This window comes from Oceanobacillus sp. FSL W8-0428, assembly GCF_038004405.1.
In the GTDB taxonomy this organism is placed as follows: domain Bacteria; phylum Bacillota; class Bacilli; order Bacillales; family Amphibacillaceae; genus Oceanobacillus; species Oceanobacillus sojae.
The window spans coordinates 2729443-2748046 of the sequence record NZ_JBBORB010000001.1 but is presented as its reverse complement, the minus strand read 5'-3'; the positions used below and the strand labels follow the sequence as shown (position 1 = coordinate 2748046).

Sequence of the window (18604 nt, the reverse complement as noted above, 5' to 3'; positions counted from 1 at the left end):
TATTTTATAGATTACAATGAAGGCTTACAGGTTAAGTCGTCAGGGGGTGAATGGGAATGAAGGATATCTATCATATGCTGAAACCGTGGGATGTTATCTTAACTGTCCTGTTGGTGCTTCTATCTTTTCTTCCTATTGCCATCTTTGTTTCTCAGCAGTCTCAGTACGCTGAAGAGGATTCAGTAAATGTTGCGGTGATTACAGTAGATAATGAAGTCGTAGAAGAAATTCAACTGACAGATAATATGGAAACAAGAGAAATAGAAATTGCGATATCCGATTATGATAATAATATTATTGAAGTAGACAATGAGCGCATCCATATAAAAAGCGCCACCTGTCCCGATCAGATATGTGTCCGCACAGGGTATATCTCAAGACCGGGTCAGACAATCGTCTGCCTGCCGCATAAGCTCGTGGTAGAAATTCAATCTGACAGCGGCGGGACAGAGGATATCATTATCAGTTCTTAACCCTGTTTGTGAGAATTTATGAATGCTTTGTGTAGAGATGGGAAGGGTCTGCGATGACAAATAATCAGCGTCTTGTATATATTGCGTTATTAGCTGCTCAGGCGGTCATTATAAGTTTAATAGAAAGAGCTATCCCCTCTCCCTTCGCCATCGCTCCAGGGGCAAAGCTCGGTTTAGCTAATATTATTACGTGTATGGCATTGTATACATTGCCTGTTAAAGACGCATCCAAGGTTGTCATGATACGGATTATCCTTGCTACGCTCTTGGGTGGTACGATTTCCTCCTTTATGTATAGTGCCGCTGGAGCTGCTTTAAGCTTTATTGGAATGTGCAGCGTGAAAAAGCTCGGTCCATCCCGCATCAGCTTAATTGGCGTCAGTGTCGCCGGGGCCATCCTGCATAATATCGGACAATTAACAATCGCCAGCTGGGTTGCTCAAACCTGGAACGTTCTGCTCTACCTTCCTGTTTTATCTTTTTTCGGTATTCTATCAGGTATTGCTATGGGAATGGTTGCTAATTATTTATTAAATCACGTAGAACAGCTTCACTATTATCGAAGTCTGCAGGAAATGAAATACACACAGCTCAATCAAGTATCCTAGTGCGAAACAAATTCCCTATGTTCGTTAAATGGAGGTTATAACTATGGCTATCCCCGTTCACCCGATGTGGGGGCCTTATCCCCGCTTACAATCTGATTTACAATCGGTTCTACAGGTGATTGAATCTCACCTGCAAATCCATGATAAGCGTATCGAAGCCACGATTAAAGAATTAGTCTATTCTGGCGGAAAATTATTGCGTCCGGCCTATACGCTTTTATGCGCTCAGATTGGCGATATATCAAATCAGGATAAAGAAAGATCCATAGCTGTTGCTGCAGCACTGGAAACATTGCATATGGCAACGCTGATTCATGATGATGTCATTGATGAAGCAGACTTCCGCCACGGGAACCCCACTATTCATACACAGCAAGGCAATCAATTTGCCATCTATTCCGGTGATTATTTATTCTGTGTCTGCTTTACCATTTTGTCCAAATATGCCCGTACATTAGCACATCTTGAATTTAATGCGCGCAGTATGGAAAAAATTTTAACAGGTGAACTGGATCAGCTCCATGCACGTTATCAAATAGGTACCAGTATCAAAGACTATTTAGCCCGTATTTCTGGTAAAACCGCACAGCTGTTTGCCGTCAGCTGCTATTCAGGTGCCATTACCAGCCAGGCAACACGAAGACAGACGATGCTTGCCTGGAGTATGGGACACTATATCGGCATGGCATTCCAAATTATTGATGATGTGTTAGATTTTAAAGGGGATTTTAACACTGTGAGAAAACCAACCCTGGCAGATATTCGTCAGGGCATCTATACGCTTCCGCTGATTTATGCCTTACGTGAGCGGCCGGAAAAATTGTCTCCTTATCTAAATAAAAAAGCGGATTTGACAGATGATGAATTAATGGAGGTCCTTGCTATTGTTGAACAGACGAAAGGGATAGAGAAATCCAAGCGGCTTGCCCGAAAGTATATAGACAAAGCATTAAAATCCCTGAGCAAACTGCCGGACGGGGAGTATAAGGAGACTTTGTATGAATTGACTACCATGCTGCTGGATCGAAAAATGTAAATATATCATCTGAAGAATCCATTTTGTATCAAAAAATGGATTCTTCTTTTTATTAAATACTATCTACTGCCCATTATTATTCTAAATACTTCTCTCGCCTGTGTTATCTTTCTCTATTCAAGGGAGACTAAGCTTGGCCATTCTCCCTCCGTCCACTGTATAGACCTGCCCAGTGATAAACGCTGCCTCATCGGCGCAAGAAAGGCGACAAGTGCTGCTACTTCTTCAGGAGAACCTGTACGGGCAACAGGGTGAATACGTGCAATGTCGTTTCGGAATGCCTCTGCATCAGATGTGTTTTCAATAAAGTTAAGGTTTAGCTCCGTATCAATCCAGCCTGGAGCCACCGCATTACAGCGAATTCCCTCATGACCATGATCTACAGCTACCGCCCGCGTCAGCCCATGAAGTCCAGCTTTAGAAGCATCGTAAGCCGCATGTCCAGGATTAGAAGCTAAGCCTTCCACTGAACCGGTGTTTACGATACTGCCTTTTGTTTTACGCAGATAGGGGAGCGCTGCTTTGATCAGAAGAAAGGGAGTAGTCAGATTCACATTGAGATTACGTTCCCAATCCTCAAGGCTCATTTCTTCAACCGCAATCTCTTGCATCATGCCTGCATTGTTGACCAGTACATCCAGCCTTCCAGCACGGGTAATGACCTCCTCAATGACCTGAGTTGGTGTTTGTGGATTGGAGAAGTCAGCCTCTATCCAATCAAATTCCTCGCCCTTCCTGCGCTGTGCAGTGATAACAGTCGCTCCTTCATCATGCAGCCGACGGGCAATGGCATGACCAATCCCAGAGCGCCCCCCGCAACTTTGTTTTCAAAACGCTTCATTTGTTTTGTCATTATCCTATTCTTCCTTATTACTGCGTATAGTTGCCGAGCCCTAGATCTAATACCGATTCAAAGGCAAAGTTATTATATATGGATTTATTTTAGTGTAACATGTTCTTTTAGACTGTTTCGCATTAATTTCTCCACGACATTTTTTGACTCACGTATCGTTTCAGTGTATGAAATACGAATTATTTTTGAAAAAAATATTTCTGTCATATAATATATGGAGAGAAAAATAAATGGATTGATGTTTATCCATAAGGGGGCTCAGTATGAAAAAGATACATGAATTAACTAACATAAAAATGACTGAAGAATTTTTGAATAATCATGCGTTAAGTTTCCTTTTTGTATCCAGACCGGATTGCAGTGTATGTCATGCTATATTACCAAAGGTAAGAGAGCTGCTGGATAACTATCCTCTTATCCACCTCGGTCATATTGATGCTTCCGAGGTAGAAGAAGTAGCAGAAAAGTTCCTGATCTTCACTGTTCCCATCATGCTTTTGATGATAGAAGGCAAAGAATATATACGTGAGGACCGTTTCGTACGTTTTGATCAATTAGAAGAGAAGCTGGATCAAATATATGGAATGTATACGGAGTAAATTATACTTTCAAGTTGGACGGGAAAATCACAAGATGCTATTTATATATTTATCAATTGATCCTTCCCGATTCTTCTCCAGAATTTAAAGAAAGACTCTCTTTTCTTTCCCAGCTGTGCATAGCTCTCGATAATTCTCTCTACAATTTCGTATAATTCTTCCGGCTCGAGATTCTCTTTCAAAAGCATCCCCACTTCTGCATCAAATCCCTTGCCTTTTCCGCCTACATATAAATTGTATTGATCCTTGAATTTCATCACGCCTATATCACTGATCATTGGTTCTCCACAGCCGATCGGGCAGCCCGTATAAGCCATCTTTAATGTAAAAGGAACTTGTTTGCCGGCAAACCGTTTATTAAGCTCTTTCGCTACAGGCATCCCTTCCCGTTCTTCCCCTTTACAGAAATTACAGGTTCTCAGGCTCTTAACATAACTTCCGACTGGATAACAAGCTAATCCTACACTTTCAAATTCCTTTATAATCTCTTCTTTTTTGTTTTCTGCAATTTTAATATAAAGCTGTTGAAAAGTGGTTAATTCCAGCTCCTCCTTTTCATCCATATATTTGGAAATGGTCAGCAGCTGCTTGGCATTTAGTTTTGATCCAAATCCAATACCTCCATTGACAGCTATTTTTATCTTTTTATCATCATTTTCCATTTGCAGTCCCCCTGCCTCTACTTTTATCATCTTTTATACGATACGCCTGTAAGGTATTTATAATGATAAAAAATAATTAGATCCCATAAAGAAATAAAATATTCTTCCAATCTCTTTATGGAATCTGTATATTTTTATCAGCTGACTTCTAACAGCTTTTTAATTTCTTGTTTATTTTGCTCAAATCCAGTCATACTCTTCACTTTTTTCCTTAAACCCAGCATAGAAGATCGAGAAAAAACGATGCCGGGAACGATTCTGTTTCCTGTTATCTTTTTTAATTCTTTCTCTTTTTCAGGCTGCTTTGCTAAGTCGTATTGTTTATGCGGGATTTGATGTTCTTCCAAGAAATTTTTCAAGTTCTGGCAATCTGAGCAAGTCGGTCTCGTATAGATTTCCAAATGATATTCAGTCATCTGTTAACTTACCTCCTCCAGATATGATGCTATCTGTTATTTACTTACTTCAATAATAAATGAATAGATGTGCACCTTATCACCAAATTGAAATTCTGCCCAAATTTTATACATTCCCTGCTTCGGAAAATGAGCATGGAATGTTGTTGTGTCATCTGAATCCGGATGAACATGGATATATTGTTCTGCAGCTTCATCTACAATGACCACATGACCTAAAGCACCTAGATGCGGCTCAGGAGTTTCTCCGTGCATATTAAAATTTAAAGGAACTGCTTTACCTGCCTCTGCTTTGACATCCTCTAACGTAACAGTTTTTCCATCCATTTCTTTGGTCCAATCATCGTCAGGCTTTAAGGCGGCTTTACCTGTTTCATTCGTTCCGACCTGAACCGTATTTGGAGCTGCCTGATATGCTTTTTTCTTTGGCGTAATATCAACAAAAGCTTTGTACGTACCATCATTTAAATGGTGGTTAATCGTATAAAGTCCATCCTGCTCTTTTTCTGGATGCAAATGATAATAATGCTCAAATCGTTGGATACCATAATAAAATGCAATTCTTTTTCATGTGCCAAGGCCAGTTCCGGCGCTTTTCCAGTATTATCTTCTAAGGATATAGATATTTTTCCATCCTTATACGTTACCGTTGCTTTAACCTCTGACTCATCTGAATAATTATGGTGGTGGTGACTATGATCCATATTATCTTCCTCCTTTGATTTTCTTTCCTATCGTGAAACAGGAATCTTACAGCCATTTACACGACGATAAAACTTAATCTGCCGGTAATAACTCTTCCTCTGTTACCCATTTATGGTTTTGGACTTTTTCGCCAGTATCTGTTGTTTCAAAATTAACCATATAAACAGTCGTTTCATCTGCTGAATCGATTTCTGCATTAGCACCATCCATTCCTTCCATATGGTCTGCATTTAATACAACCTCCGTACCAGGTTCTAGTGATGCAGCATCTGCGTTTTCCAGCTCTTCATAGATAACCCACTTATGATTTTCGACTTCCTGCCCATCATCTGTCGTATAAGATACAGTGTAAACTGTCGTATCAAATGCACCGGAGATTTCTGCAACAGCACCGTCCATACCTGGCATATGGTCCGCGCTGATTATTGCTTCACTGCCGATTTCAAATGTCGGATCGACTGCTTCTTGAAGAACTGCAGGGATTTCTCCAGAGCTTGACATTTCTTCAGCTGAATGGTTCATCTCTTCATGTTCACCGGCATGTTCCTCATGACTCTGAGTTTCTTCATTAGAGTGTCCATCATGTTCCATCTTTCCACTTGCAAACGGATTTTGGCCAGAAACAACACTAAACACTACAAAAACAGCTGCTACATAAATAATCCCTAAGGAAACCCATTTCTTAATAGACATATTATTGTCCCCCTTTCAGCTTCAAGCGTTGTAATCGTAAAGCGTTTAATACAACCGATACAGAACTGAATGCCATAGCCGCTCCCGCAACCCATGGAGCGAGCAGTCCTATTGCTGCAACCGGAATGGAAGCTGAATTATAGAAGAAGGCAAAGAACAGGTTTTGTTTGATATTACGCATTGTTTTTGCACTAATTTCTACACTGTCTGCCACACTATTTAAGTCCCCGCGCATCAGTGTAATATCTGCAGCTTCAATGGCTACATCTGTTCCTGTACCAATTGCCATTCCAATATCTGCTACGGCTAATGCTGGTGCGTCATTAACACCGTCACCTACCATAGCGACTTTTTTACCTTCCAGTTGAAGATTTTTTATTTCATCTGCTTTTTGTTCCGGTACTACTTCTGCGATTACACGATCAATTCCGACCTGTTTCCCTATCGCATTGGCAGTCCGTTGATTATCCCCGGTCAGCATAATGACTTCCAGACCTTGCTCGTGCATTCTCTGAATAGCCGCTTTAGATGTCTCTTTTACTGTATCAGCAACTGTGATAACGCCCGCTAATTGATTTTCCAAACCGATTAACATCGCTGTTTTCCCATCTGATTCAAGCTTTGCCATGTTATCTTCTACAGAAGAAACATCAATATTCTCCCGTTTCATCAGTTTCCTTGTACCGACAAAAATCATTTTTCCATCTACAGAAGCTTGGATACCGTATCCTGGTATTGCTTCAAAAGAATCGGTTTCTCTAATCTGAACACCTTTTGCTTTTGCACCTTTTACAATTGCTTCTGCAAGCGGGTGTTCTGAATTATTTTCAGCAGTAGCCACTAAAGCAAGCACTTCTTCTTCTGAAAATCCTTTTTCTGGCAGAACATCTGTTAATTCAGGTTCCCCCTTGGTTACCGTTCCTGTTTTATCTAAAACAATCGTATTCAGGTTACGTGTATTTTCTAAATACTCTCCGCCTTTAAACAAGACTCCCAGCTCTGCTGCTCTTCCTGAACCAGCCATCACAGATGTCGGAGTAGCCAGACCAAGCGCACAAGGGCAGGCAATAACCAATACTGTAATCGCAGGGACTAAAGCAGAACGTAAGTCACCAGGTGCTACGAAGAAATACCATACAAGCCCGGTCACCAGTGCTATTCCTACAACAATGGGAACAAATACGCCAGATACACGGTCAGCAACGCGCTGAATATCAGCTTTACTTCCCTGTGCTTCCTCAACGACCTTTACAATTTGAGAAAGGGCCGTATCCTTACCAACCTTTGTAGCCTCAATGGTTAACAATCCATTCTTATTGATTGTGGAACCAATAGCTGCGTCGCCTGTTTTCTTATCAACAGGGATACTTTCCCCAGTAATCATCGATTCATCAACTGCGGACTCCCCTTTAACGATTTGGCCATCCACAGGAATTTTCTCACCAGGACGAACCATAACAGTATCGCCAACGATTACTTCTTCAATTGCAATTTCCTGTTCTTCCCCATTTCTTATCACACGGGCAGTTTTTGCCTGCATACCAAGCAATTTTTGTATTGCCTGACCTGTTCTTCCCTTAGCACGAACTTCAAATAGTTTTCCAAGCAGGATTAAAGTGATAATTACTGCAGCTGCTTCAAAATAAAGCTCTGGCATGCCAACCTGGCCTTGTATTTGCCACTCAATCCCTAAGAAAATACTATAAATGAAAGCAACCGATGTACCTAATGCGACAAGGACATCCATATTAGCGCTGCCGTTTTTCAGTGCTTTATATGCAGATTTATAAAATTGTGCCCCGACGATAAATTGTACAGGTGCAGCTAAAGCTAATTGTACCCACGGATTCATTAACATATCCGGGGAATAGATAAACGACGTAAACTCAAAGTGTGTTACCATCGTCCACAATAATGGTAATGTCAAAATAGCTGAAAAGATAAATTTCCCTGTCTGATGACGAATTTCTTCCTCTTTATTATTTGCTGTTTCTTCTTTAGATGCCTGTACTTTTAAGCTGTATCCTAACTTTTTTACTGCCTCCATCATATCGTTGACAGTGACCTGACCCTGATCATAATCTACTGCCACATTTTCTAAAGCAAAGTTAACAGAAGCGTTAGAGACGCCTTCCATTTTATTTAAACGTTTTTCAATTTTATTAGCACATGCAGCACAGGTCATACCCGAAATATCGAATGTTTGTTTATCGTGTGCAACGTGATAGCCTAATTTCTCAATTTTATCTTCAAAATCCTGTACATTTGTTTTGTCAGGATCATAAACAACTTTTGTTTTTTCAATAGCAAAGTTGACATTTGCATTTTCCACGCCGTCTATTTTATTGAGACCTTTTTCAATTCTATTGGCACATGCAGCACAAGTCATCCCTTGTATTTGTAAGTTTACTTCCTTTTGTGCTCCCATTGTTCTCACCTCTCTATATACCGCATAGGGGTATTTAAATTTCAAAAAGGGAATCGTGCTGAAGCAGCACGATTACTCCCTTTTATTTAAGCAACATCATAGCCTTGTTCTTCTATTACTTCTGTAATATCTTTTAATTCTACTTTATCAGCATTGTATGTTACATCTACTTTTCCATCTTCTAAATGCACTTTTACTGATTCAACTCCATCTAATTCTCCTACGTTTCCTTCAATAGAATTGACGCAATGGCCACATGACATTCCTTGTACATTAAGTGTTATATTTTCCATGTAAATTACCTCCTAATTTTAAATCCACTTTTATATTACCATACCCTAGATAGGTATTGTCAATAATAAAATTTTTTATTTCATTATTTTTGAGATAGTTGTCATAAATTCTGTTACGATTTCAGGATCTTTATTCTCTAACCTATCAATTACACAAGTATTTATATGACTTTCCAGAAGCAGACGTGAAACAGAATGCAGTGCAGATTGTACCGCCGACATTTGCGTTAAAATATCATCACAATATACATTCCGGTCAATCATTCGTTTAACTCCTTTGACCTGTCCTTCAATCCGGCTCATGCGATTCATTAAATTTCGTTGAAGCTCATCCGGCATATGCGTGCCGGACTCTTCTCCTTCTTCCATATAACACATTTTCTTCTGATCTATCGGATTCATTTGTTCCGCTGTTTTCCCCATATCTATTCTCCTCTCTTATTTCAAGGATTAGTTAAGACTAATTTGTTTATAAATCCATCATACTATACCCCTATAAGGTATGTCGAATTATTATTATTTGTCTAAAAAACAAAAAAGGTTTATATACCAGCAGATAGTATATATATAATACTGTATAATGAAGGAAATAAAAAAAGCAGATAGCGGAGGTATTCTTATGAAAACAATTGGCCTGATAGGTGGAATGAGTTGGGAATCTTCAGCTGAATATTATCGAATCATCAATGAAGAAGTTAAAAGTAAGTTAGGTGGATTACACTCTGCTAAATGTCTTTTATACAGCGTTGATTTTGAAGAAATTGAACGATTCCAGGCAGAAGGCAGATGGGACGAAGCAGGGAAACGCTTAGGAGATGCAGCTTATTCATTAGAAAAATCAGGAGCAGATTTTATCGTTATTTGTACAAACACCATGCATAAAGTAGTGAAGGATATAGAAGCAAGAATTGATATTCCTGTCCTTCATATTGCAGATGCAACCGCCAATCAAATAGCAAAGTCCAATCTGCATACAGTTGGATTGCTGGGCACCAAATACACGATGGAACAGGATTTTTATAAAGCGCGGATCAAGTCAAATGGGATAAACATTTTAATACCTGACGATACGGAAAGAGAAATAATTAATAAGATTATCTTTGAAGAGCTGTGTTTGGGTAATATTAAACAATCATCAAGAAACGATTACAAGGAAGTTATCCATCACTTAATTAATCAGGGTGCAGAAGGAATCATTCTGGGATGTACGGAAATTGGAATGTTAGTTAAGCAGGAGGATTCCGAAGTACCTTTATTTGATACTGCTGAAATACATGCCATAGAGGCTGTTCATAAAGCGTTAGGAATTTAATCACATTTAATAGCTTGGCATTATATGGTGAAACAGCTTCAGCTATCATCCTAAAACAGCGGGTTCTTCTTCGTAGCCCACTGTTTTTAGAATTTACTTTATAACATGGATATAAACGTACCCCCAAGAGCTCCAGTCACAACAATGATCCAAGGAGGCAGCTTGAAGTAAACCAGCATACTAAAAAGGATGGCAGCAAAAGCAAAATCAATCGGCTCAAGAATTGTGCTCGTCCAAATAGGATGATAGAAAGCGGAAATTAATATTCCTACTACAGCAGCATTCACACCCATAAGCGCACCTTTCATTTTATGATTGCTTCTTATTTGATTCCAAAAAGGCAGTGCGCCTAAGATAAGCAGAAATGCCGGTAAAAAAATAGCCACAGTTGCTACTAATCCACCCTTCCACCCGCTGATAACAGCTCCGATATAGGCAGCAAATGTAAATAATGGACCGGGAACTGCCTGTGTGGCCCCGTAGCCAGCTAAAAACGAAGCTTCGTCCATCCAGCCTGTCGGGACAAATTCACGCTCCAGCAACGGCAAAACAACATGTCCTCCACCAAAAACAAGAGATCCAGAGCGATAAAAACTATCAAACATAGCAATCCAATTCAATGTGGTCATCTCTCTTAAAATAGGAAGAAAAACAAGCAGTCCAAAAAATAACGATAAACAGATTACCCCCAGCTTTTGGGAAATCGGGAAAATAAAATCCGCTTTCTCATTATCAGCATGATTTTTATAAACTATATAGCCAATCAGTCCTGCTAGTAAAATAACACCAACTTGTATAAAGGCAGTTTGCCATAATAAAGTTATTATTAAAGCAAACAATGCAATCGATTTGCGCTTTAAATCAGGTGTCAATTTTGGGGCCATTCCCAAAATCGCATGCGCCACTATAGCTACTGCGACAATTTTTAGTCCCTGAATCCAACCGGCTCCTTCCATAGATGAGCCTTGTAAAAACAAAGCAAGTATAATTAATGCCAGTACAGAAGGAAGTGTAAAGCCGATAAAAGCAAGAATTCCTCCGGGTACCCCTCCACGCATGACGCCGATTCCTATACCGACTTGACTGCTGGCAGGCCCCGGCAAAAATTGACACAGGGCAACCAGATCGCTGTAACTTCTTTCATCCATCCATTTTCTTTTCCGGACATATTCTTCATGAAAATATCCAAGATGCGCTATCGGTCCGCCAAAGGATGTCAATCCCAGCCGTGCAGAAATAAACAGAATTTCTAATAGAAGCTTTAATTTTCCTTTTTCTTCACTATGCTTCATTTTACACACCCTTTCCTATCAATCTATTATTTCTTTAAACAGTTCATATGCCTTCTCCCGGCCTTCCACCAGAACCTCCTCCCCTTTTTCTGTAGCAGTGTAATATTTTCTTATTTTCCCGTCTACATTACGTTCCTCCATACGCAAAAGTCCATCCTTTTCCATGGAATGAAGAATTGGGTACAGGGTGCCAGGACTTATCGTATAGCCATGCCTTCTCAACTCACCCAGCATCCATGCACCAAAAATAGGTTCTTCCATTGCATGATACAGAATATGTATTTGCATAAATCCTAAAAATAACTTTCTTAATAATTTATCTTCCAATGGAATCGTCTCCTGCACTATCAATATCTAAACTTGATATCGGATTTCGTTATTAATTTATCATCGGTACATAACCCTTGCAACCCATTACAATAAGACTTTACATAAACTTTACAAACGAATCGAATATAGAAAAAGCCAATCCGCCCCATATACATATGGATCAAATTGACTTTTAATATTTAAACATATATTTACTTACTCAGGGTTAAGCTCCTTCTATCATATCCCGTCTGTTATAGCCGAGATAACCAACAATCATCAGAACGATACTGATTACGGTAATCGTAATAAACACAGGCGCATCGAAGCTGTCTGTCGGCATTTGTGGAATCCAGCTTTGTACAGCTGTTTTTAAAAACCACTCCGGTAAATCCAAAATACCGTCAAAGTAATTTAAGATAAAGGAATAACCGAGATACGCATAAACAACCTTCCCGAGTTTAGGAGCCCAGCCAAGTGCTAAAGCTGCCAATGCCGTAAAGAATAAAACCGATGGAAGGAAGTTATAACCCGCTGCCAGAAAATCACTGATATCCATTGCAGCACTGTCTTCCATTACTGAAATAGCTGTACCGCCAAGCCCTCCCGCAGCTAGCAGCGTACCGATTAATCCGGCAATAACAGCTAAACCGATTGTCGTCCAGTAAAATTGGCCCCGGGTGACTTTGGTAGCGTGAAGCTGACTTAAATGCTGACGGCTTTCTTCAGCGAAAAGCTTATTCACAACCACAATCGGAAGAATCGAAACTAACACCATCATCACCATCATAATCGTACCAGTAAAGGATTCTTCAATGGATACACCAGATTGGGCAAACATTTGCTTCATCATCTCATTACTTTCCAGAAAGGTTTGCATATCTCCGTAAATGGAACCGTAAGCAGCGCCCATTACTCCAAAACCAATCAGCCAGCCGATAGTAACTCCTCTATTCAGCTTGATGAATAATCCCCGAACAGATAATAGAGACCTTTTTGCATTTTCCCGTCCTTCTCTTTCCGGCAGATAACCAGCGCCTATATCACGACCGCCCTCGAGCGCAAAAGCAAGGATTACCATCACAACACTGAAAATCAAGGCAAAAATAATTGGCAGCCAGTTGTTATCTGTAAATGGATAGGTCAAGTACGTCCAGCCGAGCGGATTAAACATAGAAAAGTCCACATTGGAAACATCCGTGCCGGCACGAGCAATATAAAGCAGACCAACGATTCCCAGGGCAGAACCTGTTGCACTGGAGGAAGCCGGCATAATTTGCGCCATCACCAGGCCGATTACTGCTCCAATGACACCAGCCATTCCAATAGATGCTCCAAATAAAAAGGAGCCTTGGAATGAAATCGTATCTACATTAAAAACGATAAGCAGAGCACTAATGAAAAGCGCTAATATGATATTAATGACAACAACCTCTGCCATTGCCGCAAGTGAGTTGGCCTGCCGTCCAATTTGAAAGGAGCGTACCAGCTCTGTCAATCCGAGATCTTCTTCCTTACGGGTATGTCCAATCACGTGTAAAACAGCCATAATCATTGCAAACAAACTGCAGAACAATAACATTTCATGCGCATACATCGCGCCTATTGTATAATCAGCCGCTGTTTCAACCGGGGTAGGACCAACCATGGAAACCATCGCCGGGTTTTGCAATGTCTCAAACATCCCTATCAAACTCTGCCCTTTTGCTATTTCTTCAAAAGCAGGTACAAATCCTCCTGAAAATAAGCCAATTCCGAGAATCCAAAAAATAATTTTTTTCCAATCACGCTTCAGATATTGCAAAAACAATATATCCCATCGTGCAAATTTTTCTTTCATTGTTCTTTCACCTCCCCATCAACGCTTAACCCTCATAATGACGCATAAATAAATCCTCAAGTGTTGGCGGAACCGCTTCAAATTTCTTCACACCCAGCTTGGTTGCTTCCATTAAAATGTCATTGATATACTTGTTGTCAGCAGAAAAGGTTGCTTGATTATCTTTTTGCATAAAATCATGCACACCCTCTACAGTCTCCATTTTCGAAACATCTTTTTCCGTTGCTAAGGTTACAGCAGAACGGGTCAGATGCCTTAATTCATCCAATGTCCCCGATTCTACAATCTCCCCCTGACGAATAATAACAACCCTGTCAGCTAAACGCTCTACCTCGCTCAAAATATGAGAAGAGAGCAAAATAGATTTTCCTGCTTCCTTGATTTTTTCTACCTCCTCCTGAAAAACTGCTTCCATTAAAGGATCAAGTCCGGAAGTCGGCTCATCAAAAATATATAAGTCAGAATCCACGGATAATGCTGCAATTAACCCAACCTTTTGACGGTTGCCTTTCGAGTACCCTTTCGATTTTTTCTTCGGATCCAATTCAAAACGTTTAATTAAATAATCACGTTTTTGCTTATCTCCGCCGCCATGCAGCTTCATAAACAAGTCAATAATTTCTCCACCTGTCAGGCTCCCCCAAAGTGCAACATCTCCTGGAACATATGAAATACGTTTATGAATTTCCAAGCTATCCTTCCAGACGTCCTTTCCAAAAATCTCTGCTATCCCGGCATCGCGCTTGATAATTCCTAATAAAGCACGGATTGTTGTTGATTTACCAGCTCCATTGGGGCCGATAAAGCCGACAACTTCTCCTGCTCCAACTCTGAATGTCACATCACTTAACGCCTGAAATTTACCAAACTTCTTTTGCAGACCTTTTATCTTCACAATTTCTGTCATAATGCTGACACTCCTTCTTTCTGCAATTTAATATCCTGTTTTAGCTTGCTTTTTCATTTAAGAACGTAATACATCCGAATAAAACTATTAATATGATTTCAGTTCATTTTAATGCATTAAAAATAAAATTTTAAACCATAACAATATTTTATAGTTCAATATTATTCCTTTCTTAGTCATTAGTCAATAAGATAAATACTATTTTTTATTTGCCAGTTCATAATTAGACATATATAATAAATAGGAAGAAACACGCTTCTGTGAAGAAATTTTTGAAATGAATGCGTGACAGAAAGCAGGTAATAAATTTGAATGGTTTTGAAAAAAGAACAGAAGAAAAGAAAAAGAATATATTGGAAGCAGCCTTTGAGCTGATGAATAGAAATGAGGTAGGCAAAAATATAACCATGGATAAAATTGCTAAACATGCCAATGTGGGGAAAGCCACCCTCTTTAAGTATTTTGGCAGCAAAGACAATCTTATTCATGAGGTTTTTAAGTATTACTTAGAAAAAATGATCGATACTGCAAGTGATATTATGAATGAAAATAAGCCATTTGATGAAACACTCATTGCATTAAGTCAAAATAAAATCAAATTTTTAAATCAAATTAATCAATCCTTCTATCTTAAAATGATGGCATATTTAACGGAAAAAGACGAGGAAGGCTGGTCCGTCATGATGCAAAAATATACTCAGGAAAATTACGGCATGATGCTGGATTTATTTCATAGGGGCCGTAAAGAAGGAAAGGTGGACTTAAAATATTCAGATGAATTTCTGCTTTTGTATTTTCAAGCGATTGTAGAAGGAATTTCCAGCCCGCAGATATATGAAAGAATTGCACCTTATACGGAAGAGTGGACAGAAATGTTAATTAAAGGAATTGCGCCGAAGAAAGATTAATGCTTAAAGTGCTCTTCTACATTTTCTTTTGACCAGCTTTAGACTCTTTAATCCTTTTTTCTTCAAAAAAGCTATCTTAACCTAGAAGCCTCGCCAACCTGGCTAAGGTAATTTCTGTGATTCGTGACTGGTTCTTGTGGAATTTCCCACTCTTTTTACAAAGGGTGGTTTTTTTATTATAAAACTTAGTAGTCATCAAGCTTTTAAATGATAACCGTTAGTTGCGCTTATGCAGTAGGAGAGTTTTATACTTTGGCGCAAAAAAAGCTGGGGGTCACCCAACTTCTTTTGCATAACTAGTCATATTTCATGCCAATATGGGATACTGGTACTGCTCAAAGATTTGCCTTCATGACCTTCCCATTCTTCCTAATATCCCACTTCAACTACTGCATTAACAATGTACATTAAATCATTTTTATCTTCTTGATCGCTTAAATAGATTCCACTCGTAGTAGCTAATCCGCCCTCTAATTTTTCCACCGTTACTGTTCCATACGGTACCAATTTTTTAATTTTTTCCTCATCCAAATGTTCTATATCCCTAGGAATACCTAATTTCACATTTACCTTCATATTATTTAGATTTTGATCAGGCAGGCTGTTCTGAATGCCTGGCATTGAATTAGTATAAATCGCGTTAATAACAGCGCGCTCTGCTGCCTGATTGACATCCTGCCCATGTAAATCTACTCCTGTACCTGTCTGAATAAATATCATTTGTTCCATGTTTTTCTCTCCTCCCAGATTATTCAATATTTCTTTATAACACATGAATGTCTTGCTTCTACATATACCCGTTTTTTGAAAAAGTAAAAACTATGCTTCCTCTGCCCGCCTATATACAAATAATGACCTAGCTATAAAAAAAGACAGCGTTACGTACAATTCAGTACGAACGCTGCCTCTTCCAGCCTCAGTATAAGGCTGGAAGGATTCTACTTCTGATTTCGACAATTACTGATTACAGAGCGGTGAAACTATAATTATTCTATCTCTATCATCATTCTAAAGTATTCTTCATGTCACCGCTTTCGTAGTATTTTTCCCCACTGCTTTCTTCCCGTTTCTTGATTTCATTCTTTAAAGTTGTACAAAAATTCTGTTCCAGCTTTAATTCGGTTGCATTTCTCAGAGACTCCTTTAAGAGTTCATCTGACAAATGCCTGAGACTGTTCATGGATATTCCTCCCACATTTGCATTTTGAATCCTTTGATTTTAGAATAATCAGAAGTAGAATCTATCTAAAATATTACAAAGTGAGACAAAAAGGGCAAAATATTGCGACAATAAATACTGAGAAAACGACATTTTTCATGACTTTATAATAATCACAATATAAACAAACAGGGATATACTTCGCAGAAATAATAGCAATGACTATGTCTTGATGCTCTTATTTGAAGTTAAATTCTTTTGTTAGAGCGATTGTTTACCTTATTATTAGAAAGAGATTAACCAAACGAGGAGAATGTTATATGTACAAAAATTTGTACTCTATTGGAGAGACGGCTAAATTAAATAATATTCCTATCCAGACATTAAGATATTACGATAAAATGGGTTTATTCACACCCGCTTTTATAGATCCTGAAAGTAATTACAGATATTATCATGAAAAACAATTCTTTTATCTGGATATTATAAAATACCTAAAATATATAGATACACCACTAAATCAAATTAGAGAAGTAATGAAAAAAGACGCCGTACAAATGCTGCCTTTTTTAGAGGAGCAAGGGGGTATTATTGATAATAAAATACATCAGCTTAAACAAGCCCAAAGAATGCTTCATCACCGCAAACTCCAGATAAAAGAACAAAACACGTTAGCAAATCGGCCACATGGACAAATTTATATCCGTTCTGTAGCAGAACAGGTTCAGCTGCATCTCTCTACAACAGACCTTACCCCTTACGGCAATCCGGACGTATACATGCGTGATTTGGCATACTTATTAGAAACACAGAAAAATAGGTCCGTTGATAACTTCTATGGATGTGTTTATGATTTGAAAGACTATCAGGGTACTGATCACATTATTTATTCCAGTATCTATACAACCTTACTTGGAGATGAACAATTACCTGAAGAATCACAATCAGATATAACAAAAAAACATATTTCAGAAGGAAGGTATATCTGCATTTGCTTTCAATGGTCTGAGGCTCAATATTTTCAATACTACAAAACGTTATATGATTACCTTCGTAAAAATAAACTGAATACTACAGGGCCTGTCTACGAGGTTTCTTTGCCTAATAGATACTTCTCCTATGAAGAAGATGATTTTATAACAGAACTTAGAATTAAATTAAAAGAAAAAGATTGACTCTATAGCTGCTATAGACTTTATGATTTAATCATGAAAGGAGTAGATAATATGATGAAAACAATTCGGTTAATAGCTCCCGACTGGCAAGGAGGTAACAAGCAGGCGTATTATTTGGGTGCGGAGCTGCTTTCATGTTTAGCTCCGAAAAATGATAATCAAAAAGAGATTAAATTAGAGATTGAAAAGCCAAAAGGCGAGGGATTAGAAAAAGAAAATGGTGTCGTTGCTCAATCTGTTGTGAAAGAAAATGTAAATATGGCAGCTCAGGTGCTAGCTGAAGAAATGACCGATAAAATTATTACATTTGGAGGAAACTGCTTAGTATCTCAGGCCCCTTTTGATTATCTGCATGGCAAATATGGAAATGAACTTGGTGTTATTTGGATAGATTCTCATCCTGATGTTTCTACTCCAGATATCTTTTATCATGAACATGCTATGGTGCTAGGTAATCTCTTAGGTAAAGGAGATCCAGAATTATCTAAAGATGTAAAATTCCCCTTTACTCCTGATTCCTTTTTATATGTCGGAATGCAGGCACCAAATGATTTAGAAGCGAATATATTAAATGATTTAAAATTAAATTATACGGTGCAGGATAAAGAGCATTTAAAAATGGAAGGCATCCAAAAATGGATTAACGAAAATGGTTTTACTAAAATAGCTGTTCATCTTGATTTAGACGTGTTAGACCCTGCGTTGTTCCGGTCTTTATACTTTTCCGAACCAGGAGTTACGGAATTCCCTTCAGAATCTGGCAAAATGACACCAGAAGAATTATTAAATATACTGACAGATATTTTTAAAGAAAATCAAGTTGTAGGCTTGACTGTAGCAGAGTTTTTACCTTGGGATGAGATAACCCTGAAGAATACGTTATCTGCGTTAGATATTTTTAGCTAGTAAGCTCTAAAAGAATCGGGCACAGAAAAT

24 protein-coding genes are annotated in these 18604 nt (G+C 38.7%); 8 read left to right on the top strand and 16 right to left on the bottom strand.

Features of this window, described 5'->3' with window-relative positions; all coding sequences use genetic code 11:
• Positions 1-56 precede the first annotated feature (56 nt).
• The 3 genes from MKY30_RS13050 to MKY30_RS13040 are packed head-to-tail and all read left to right on the top strand — an operon-like array spanning position 57 to position 2117.
• Positions 57-473 (top strand): NusG domain II-containing protein, encoded by a 417-nt coding sequence (locus tag MKY30_RS13050; protein ID WP_341084182.1) that lies wholly within the window; start codon positions 57-59, stop codon positions 471-473.
• Between the two features lie 53 nt (positions 474-526).
• Positions 527-1081 carry a Gx transporter family protein gene (locus tag MKY30_RS13045; protein WP_341084180.1) on the top strand — a complete coding sequence of 185 codons (555 nt, stop codon included), beginning with the start codon at positions 527-529 and terminating at the stop codon, positions 1079-1081.
• Positions 1082-1130: 49 nt separating this feature from the next.
• Positions 1131-2117 carry a polyprenyl synthetase family protein gene (locus MKY30_RS13040; protein WP_341085639.1) on the top strand — a complete coding sequence of 329 codons (987 nt, stop codon included), beginning with the start codon at positions 1131-1133 and terminating at the stop codon, positions 2115-2117.
• A gap of 113 nt (positions 2118-2230) precedes the next feature.
• Here MKY30_RS13040 and MKY30_RS13035 read toward each other — a convergent pair whose 3' ends face one another.
• Complete coding sequence (locus MKY30_RS13035; protein ID WP_341085638.1) at positions 2231-2893, bottom strand: SDR family NAD(P)-dependent oxidoreductase; 663 nt, start codon at positions 2891-2893, stop codon at positions 2231-2233.
• Positions 2827-2970 carry a hypothetical protein gene (locus MKY30_RS13030; RefSeq protein ID WP_341084178.1) on the bottom strand — a complete coding sequence of 48 codons (144 nt, stop codon included), beginning with the start codon at positions 2968-2970 and terminating at the stop codon, positions 2827-2829. The genes MKY30_RS13035 and MKY30_RS13030 overlap by 67 nt, the downstream gene beginning before the upstream one ends.
• A 263-nt stretch (positions 2971-3233) precedes the next feature.
• On the opposite strand from MKY30_RS13030, the gene MKY30_RS13025 reads away from it, so the two are divergent.
• Positions 3234-3569, top strand: coding sequence for a thioredoxin family protein (locus MKY30_RS13025; RefSeq protein WP_339285133.1), 336 nt, complete (start codon positions 3234-3236; stop codon positions 3567-3569).
• A gap of 41 nt (positions 3570-3610) precedes the next feature.
• On the opposite strand, the gene MKY30_RS13020 is transcribed toward MKY30_RS13025, so the two are convergent.
• The 8 genes from MKY30_RS13020 to MKY30_RS12985 all read right to left on the bottom strand — a co-directional run bounded on the left by MKY30_RS13020 (position 3611) and on the right by MKY30_RS12985 (position 9189).
• Positions 3611-4231, bottom strand: a complete 621-nt coding sequence (locus MKY30_RS13020; RefSeq protein WP_341084176.1) for a nitrite reductase — start codon at positions 4229-4231, stop codon at positions 3611-3613.
• Between the two features lie 137 nt (positions 4232-4368).
• Positions 4369-4647 carry a glutaredoxin family protein gene (locus MKY30_RS13015; RefSeq protein ID WP_341084174.1) on the bottom strand — a complete coding sequence of 93 codons (279 nt, stop codon included), beginning with the start codon at positions 4645-4647 and terminating at the stop codon, positions 4369-4371.
• A 36-nt stretch (positions 4648-4683) separates the two neighbouring features.
• Positions 4684-5163, bottom strand: coding sequence for a hypothetical protein (locus tag MKY30_RS13010; protein WP_341084172.1), 480 nt, complete (start codon positions 5161-5163; stop codon positions 4684-4686).
• Positions 5112-5351: a hypothetical protein gene (locus MKY30_RS13005; protein ID WP_341084170.1), complete on the bottom strand. Its 240-nt coding sequence runs from the start codon at positions 5349-5351 to the stop codon at positions 5112-5114. Before MKY30_RS13005 ends, MKY30_RS13010 begins: the two co-directional genes overlap by 52 nt.
• A gap of 73 nt (positions 5352-5424) precedes the next feature.
• On the bottom strand, positions 5425-6039 hold the full coding sequence (locus tag MKY30_RS13000; RefSeq protein ID WP_445667734.1) for a YdhK family protein: 615 nt from the start codon (positions 6037-6039) through the stop codon (positions 5425-5427).
• A 7-nt stretch (positions 6040-6046) separates the two neighbouring features.
• Positions 6047-8473 carry a heavy metal translocating P-type ATPase gene (locus MKY30_RS12995; protein WP_341084166.1) on the bottom strand — a complete coding sequence of 809 codons (2427 nt, stop codon included), beginning with the start codon at positions 8471-8473 and terminating at the stop codon, positions 6047-6049.
• An 86-nt stretch (positions 8474-8559) separates the two neighbouring features.
• Entirely contained in the window at positions 8560-8766 is a 207-nt protein-coding gene (copZ, locus tag MKY30_RS12990) for a copper chaperone CopZ (RefSeq protein WP_077604021.1), read from the bottom strand.
• 75 nt (positions 8767-8841) lie between these two features.
• Positions 8842-9189: a metal-sensing transcriptional repressor gene (locus MKY30_RS12985; RefSeq protein WP_341084165.1), complete on the bottom strand. Its 348-nt coding sequence runs from the start codon at positions 9187-9189 to the stop codon at positions 8842-8844.
• A gap of 196 nt (positions 9190-9385) precedes the next feature.
• Between MKY30_RS12985 and MKY30_RS12980 the strand changes: the two genes are divergently transcribed.
• Positions 9386-10078: an aspartate/glutamate racemase family protein gene (locus MKY30_RS12980; protein WP_339285120.1), complete on the top strand. Its 693-nt coding sequence runs from the start codon at positions 9386-9388 to the stop codon at positions 10076-10078.
• Between the two features lie 98 nt (positions 10079-10176).
• Here MKY30_RS12980 and MKY30_RS12975 read toward each other — a convergent pair whose 3' ends face one another.
• The 4 genes from MKY30_RS12975 to MKY30_RS12960 form a co-directional block, all read right to left on the bottom strand.
• Positions 10177-11370, bottom strand: coding sequence for a chromate transporter (locus tag MKY30_RS12975; RefSeq protein WP_339285118.1), 1194 nt, complete (start codon positions 11368-11370; stop codon positions 10177-10179).
• 18 nt (positions 11371-11388) lie between these two features.
• A complete protein-coding gene (locus MKY30_RS12970) occupies positions 11389-11697 on the bottom strand; it encodes a helix-turn-helix transcriptional regulator (protein ID WP_156988379.1) in 309 nt (102 codons plus the stop codon).
• Between the two features lie 208 nt (positions 11698-11905).
• Positions 11906-13519 carry an ABC transporter permease gene (locus MKY30_RS12965; protein ID WP_341084163.1) on the bottom strand — a complete coding sequence of 538 codons (1614 nt, stop codon included), beginning with the start codon at positions 13517-13519 and terminating at the stop codon, positions 11906-11908.
• Positions 13520-13544: 25 nt separating this feature from the next.
• A complete protein-coding gene (locus tag MKY30_RS12960) occupies positions 13545-14426 on the bottom strand; it encodes an ABC transporter ATP-binding protein (protein WP_339285115.1) in 882 nt (293 codons plus the stop codon).
• Between the two features lie 308 nt (positions 14427-14734).
• Between MKY30_RS12960 and MKY30_RS12955 the strand changes: the two genes are divergently transcribed.
• The gene (locus MKY30_RS12955) at positions 14735-15334 is read left to right on the top strand and encodes a TetR/AcrR family transcriptional regulator (protein ID WP_147212016.1); all 600 of its coding nucleotides are present in this window, start codon (positions 14735-14737) and stop codon (positions 15332-15334) included.
• Positions 15335-15703: 369 nt separating this feature from the next.
• Here the strand turns inward: MKY30_RS12955 and MKY30_RS12950 are convergent, their stop codons facing one another.
• Together MKY30_RS12950 and sda are read right to left on the bottom strand one after the other, a co-directional pair.
• On the bottom strand, positions 15704-16063 hold the full coding sequence (locus MKY30_RS12950) for a Lin0512 family protein (protein WP_147212017.1): 360 nt from the start codon (positions 16061-16063) through the stop codon (positions 15704-15706).
• A 274-nt stretch (positions 16064-16337) separates the two neighbouring features.
• Complete coding sequence (sda, locus tag MKY30_RS12945; protein WP_147212018.1) at positions 16338-16514, bottom strand: sporulation histidine kinase inhibitor Sda; 177 nt, start codon at positions 16512-16514, stop codon at positions 16338-16340.
• 299 nt (positions 16515-16813) lie between these two features.
• Between sda and MKY30_RS12940 the strand changes: the two genes are divergently transcribed.
• Both MKY30_RS12940 and MKY30_RS12935 read left to right on the top strand, forming a co-directional pair.
• Complete coding sequence (locus MKY30_RS12940; RefSeq protein WP_341084162.1) at positions 16814-17668, top strand: MerR family transcriptional regulator; 855 nt, start codon at positions 16814-16816, stop codon at positions 17666-17668.
• A gap of 51 nt (positions 17669-17719) precedes the next feature.
• On the top strand, positions 17720-18574 hold the full coding sequence (locus tag MKY30_RS12935) for an arginase family protein (protein WP_341084161.1): 855 nt from the start codon (positions 17720-17722) through the stop codon (positions 18572-18574).
• The last annotated feature ends 30 nt before the right edge of the window (positions 18575-18604 follow it).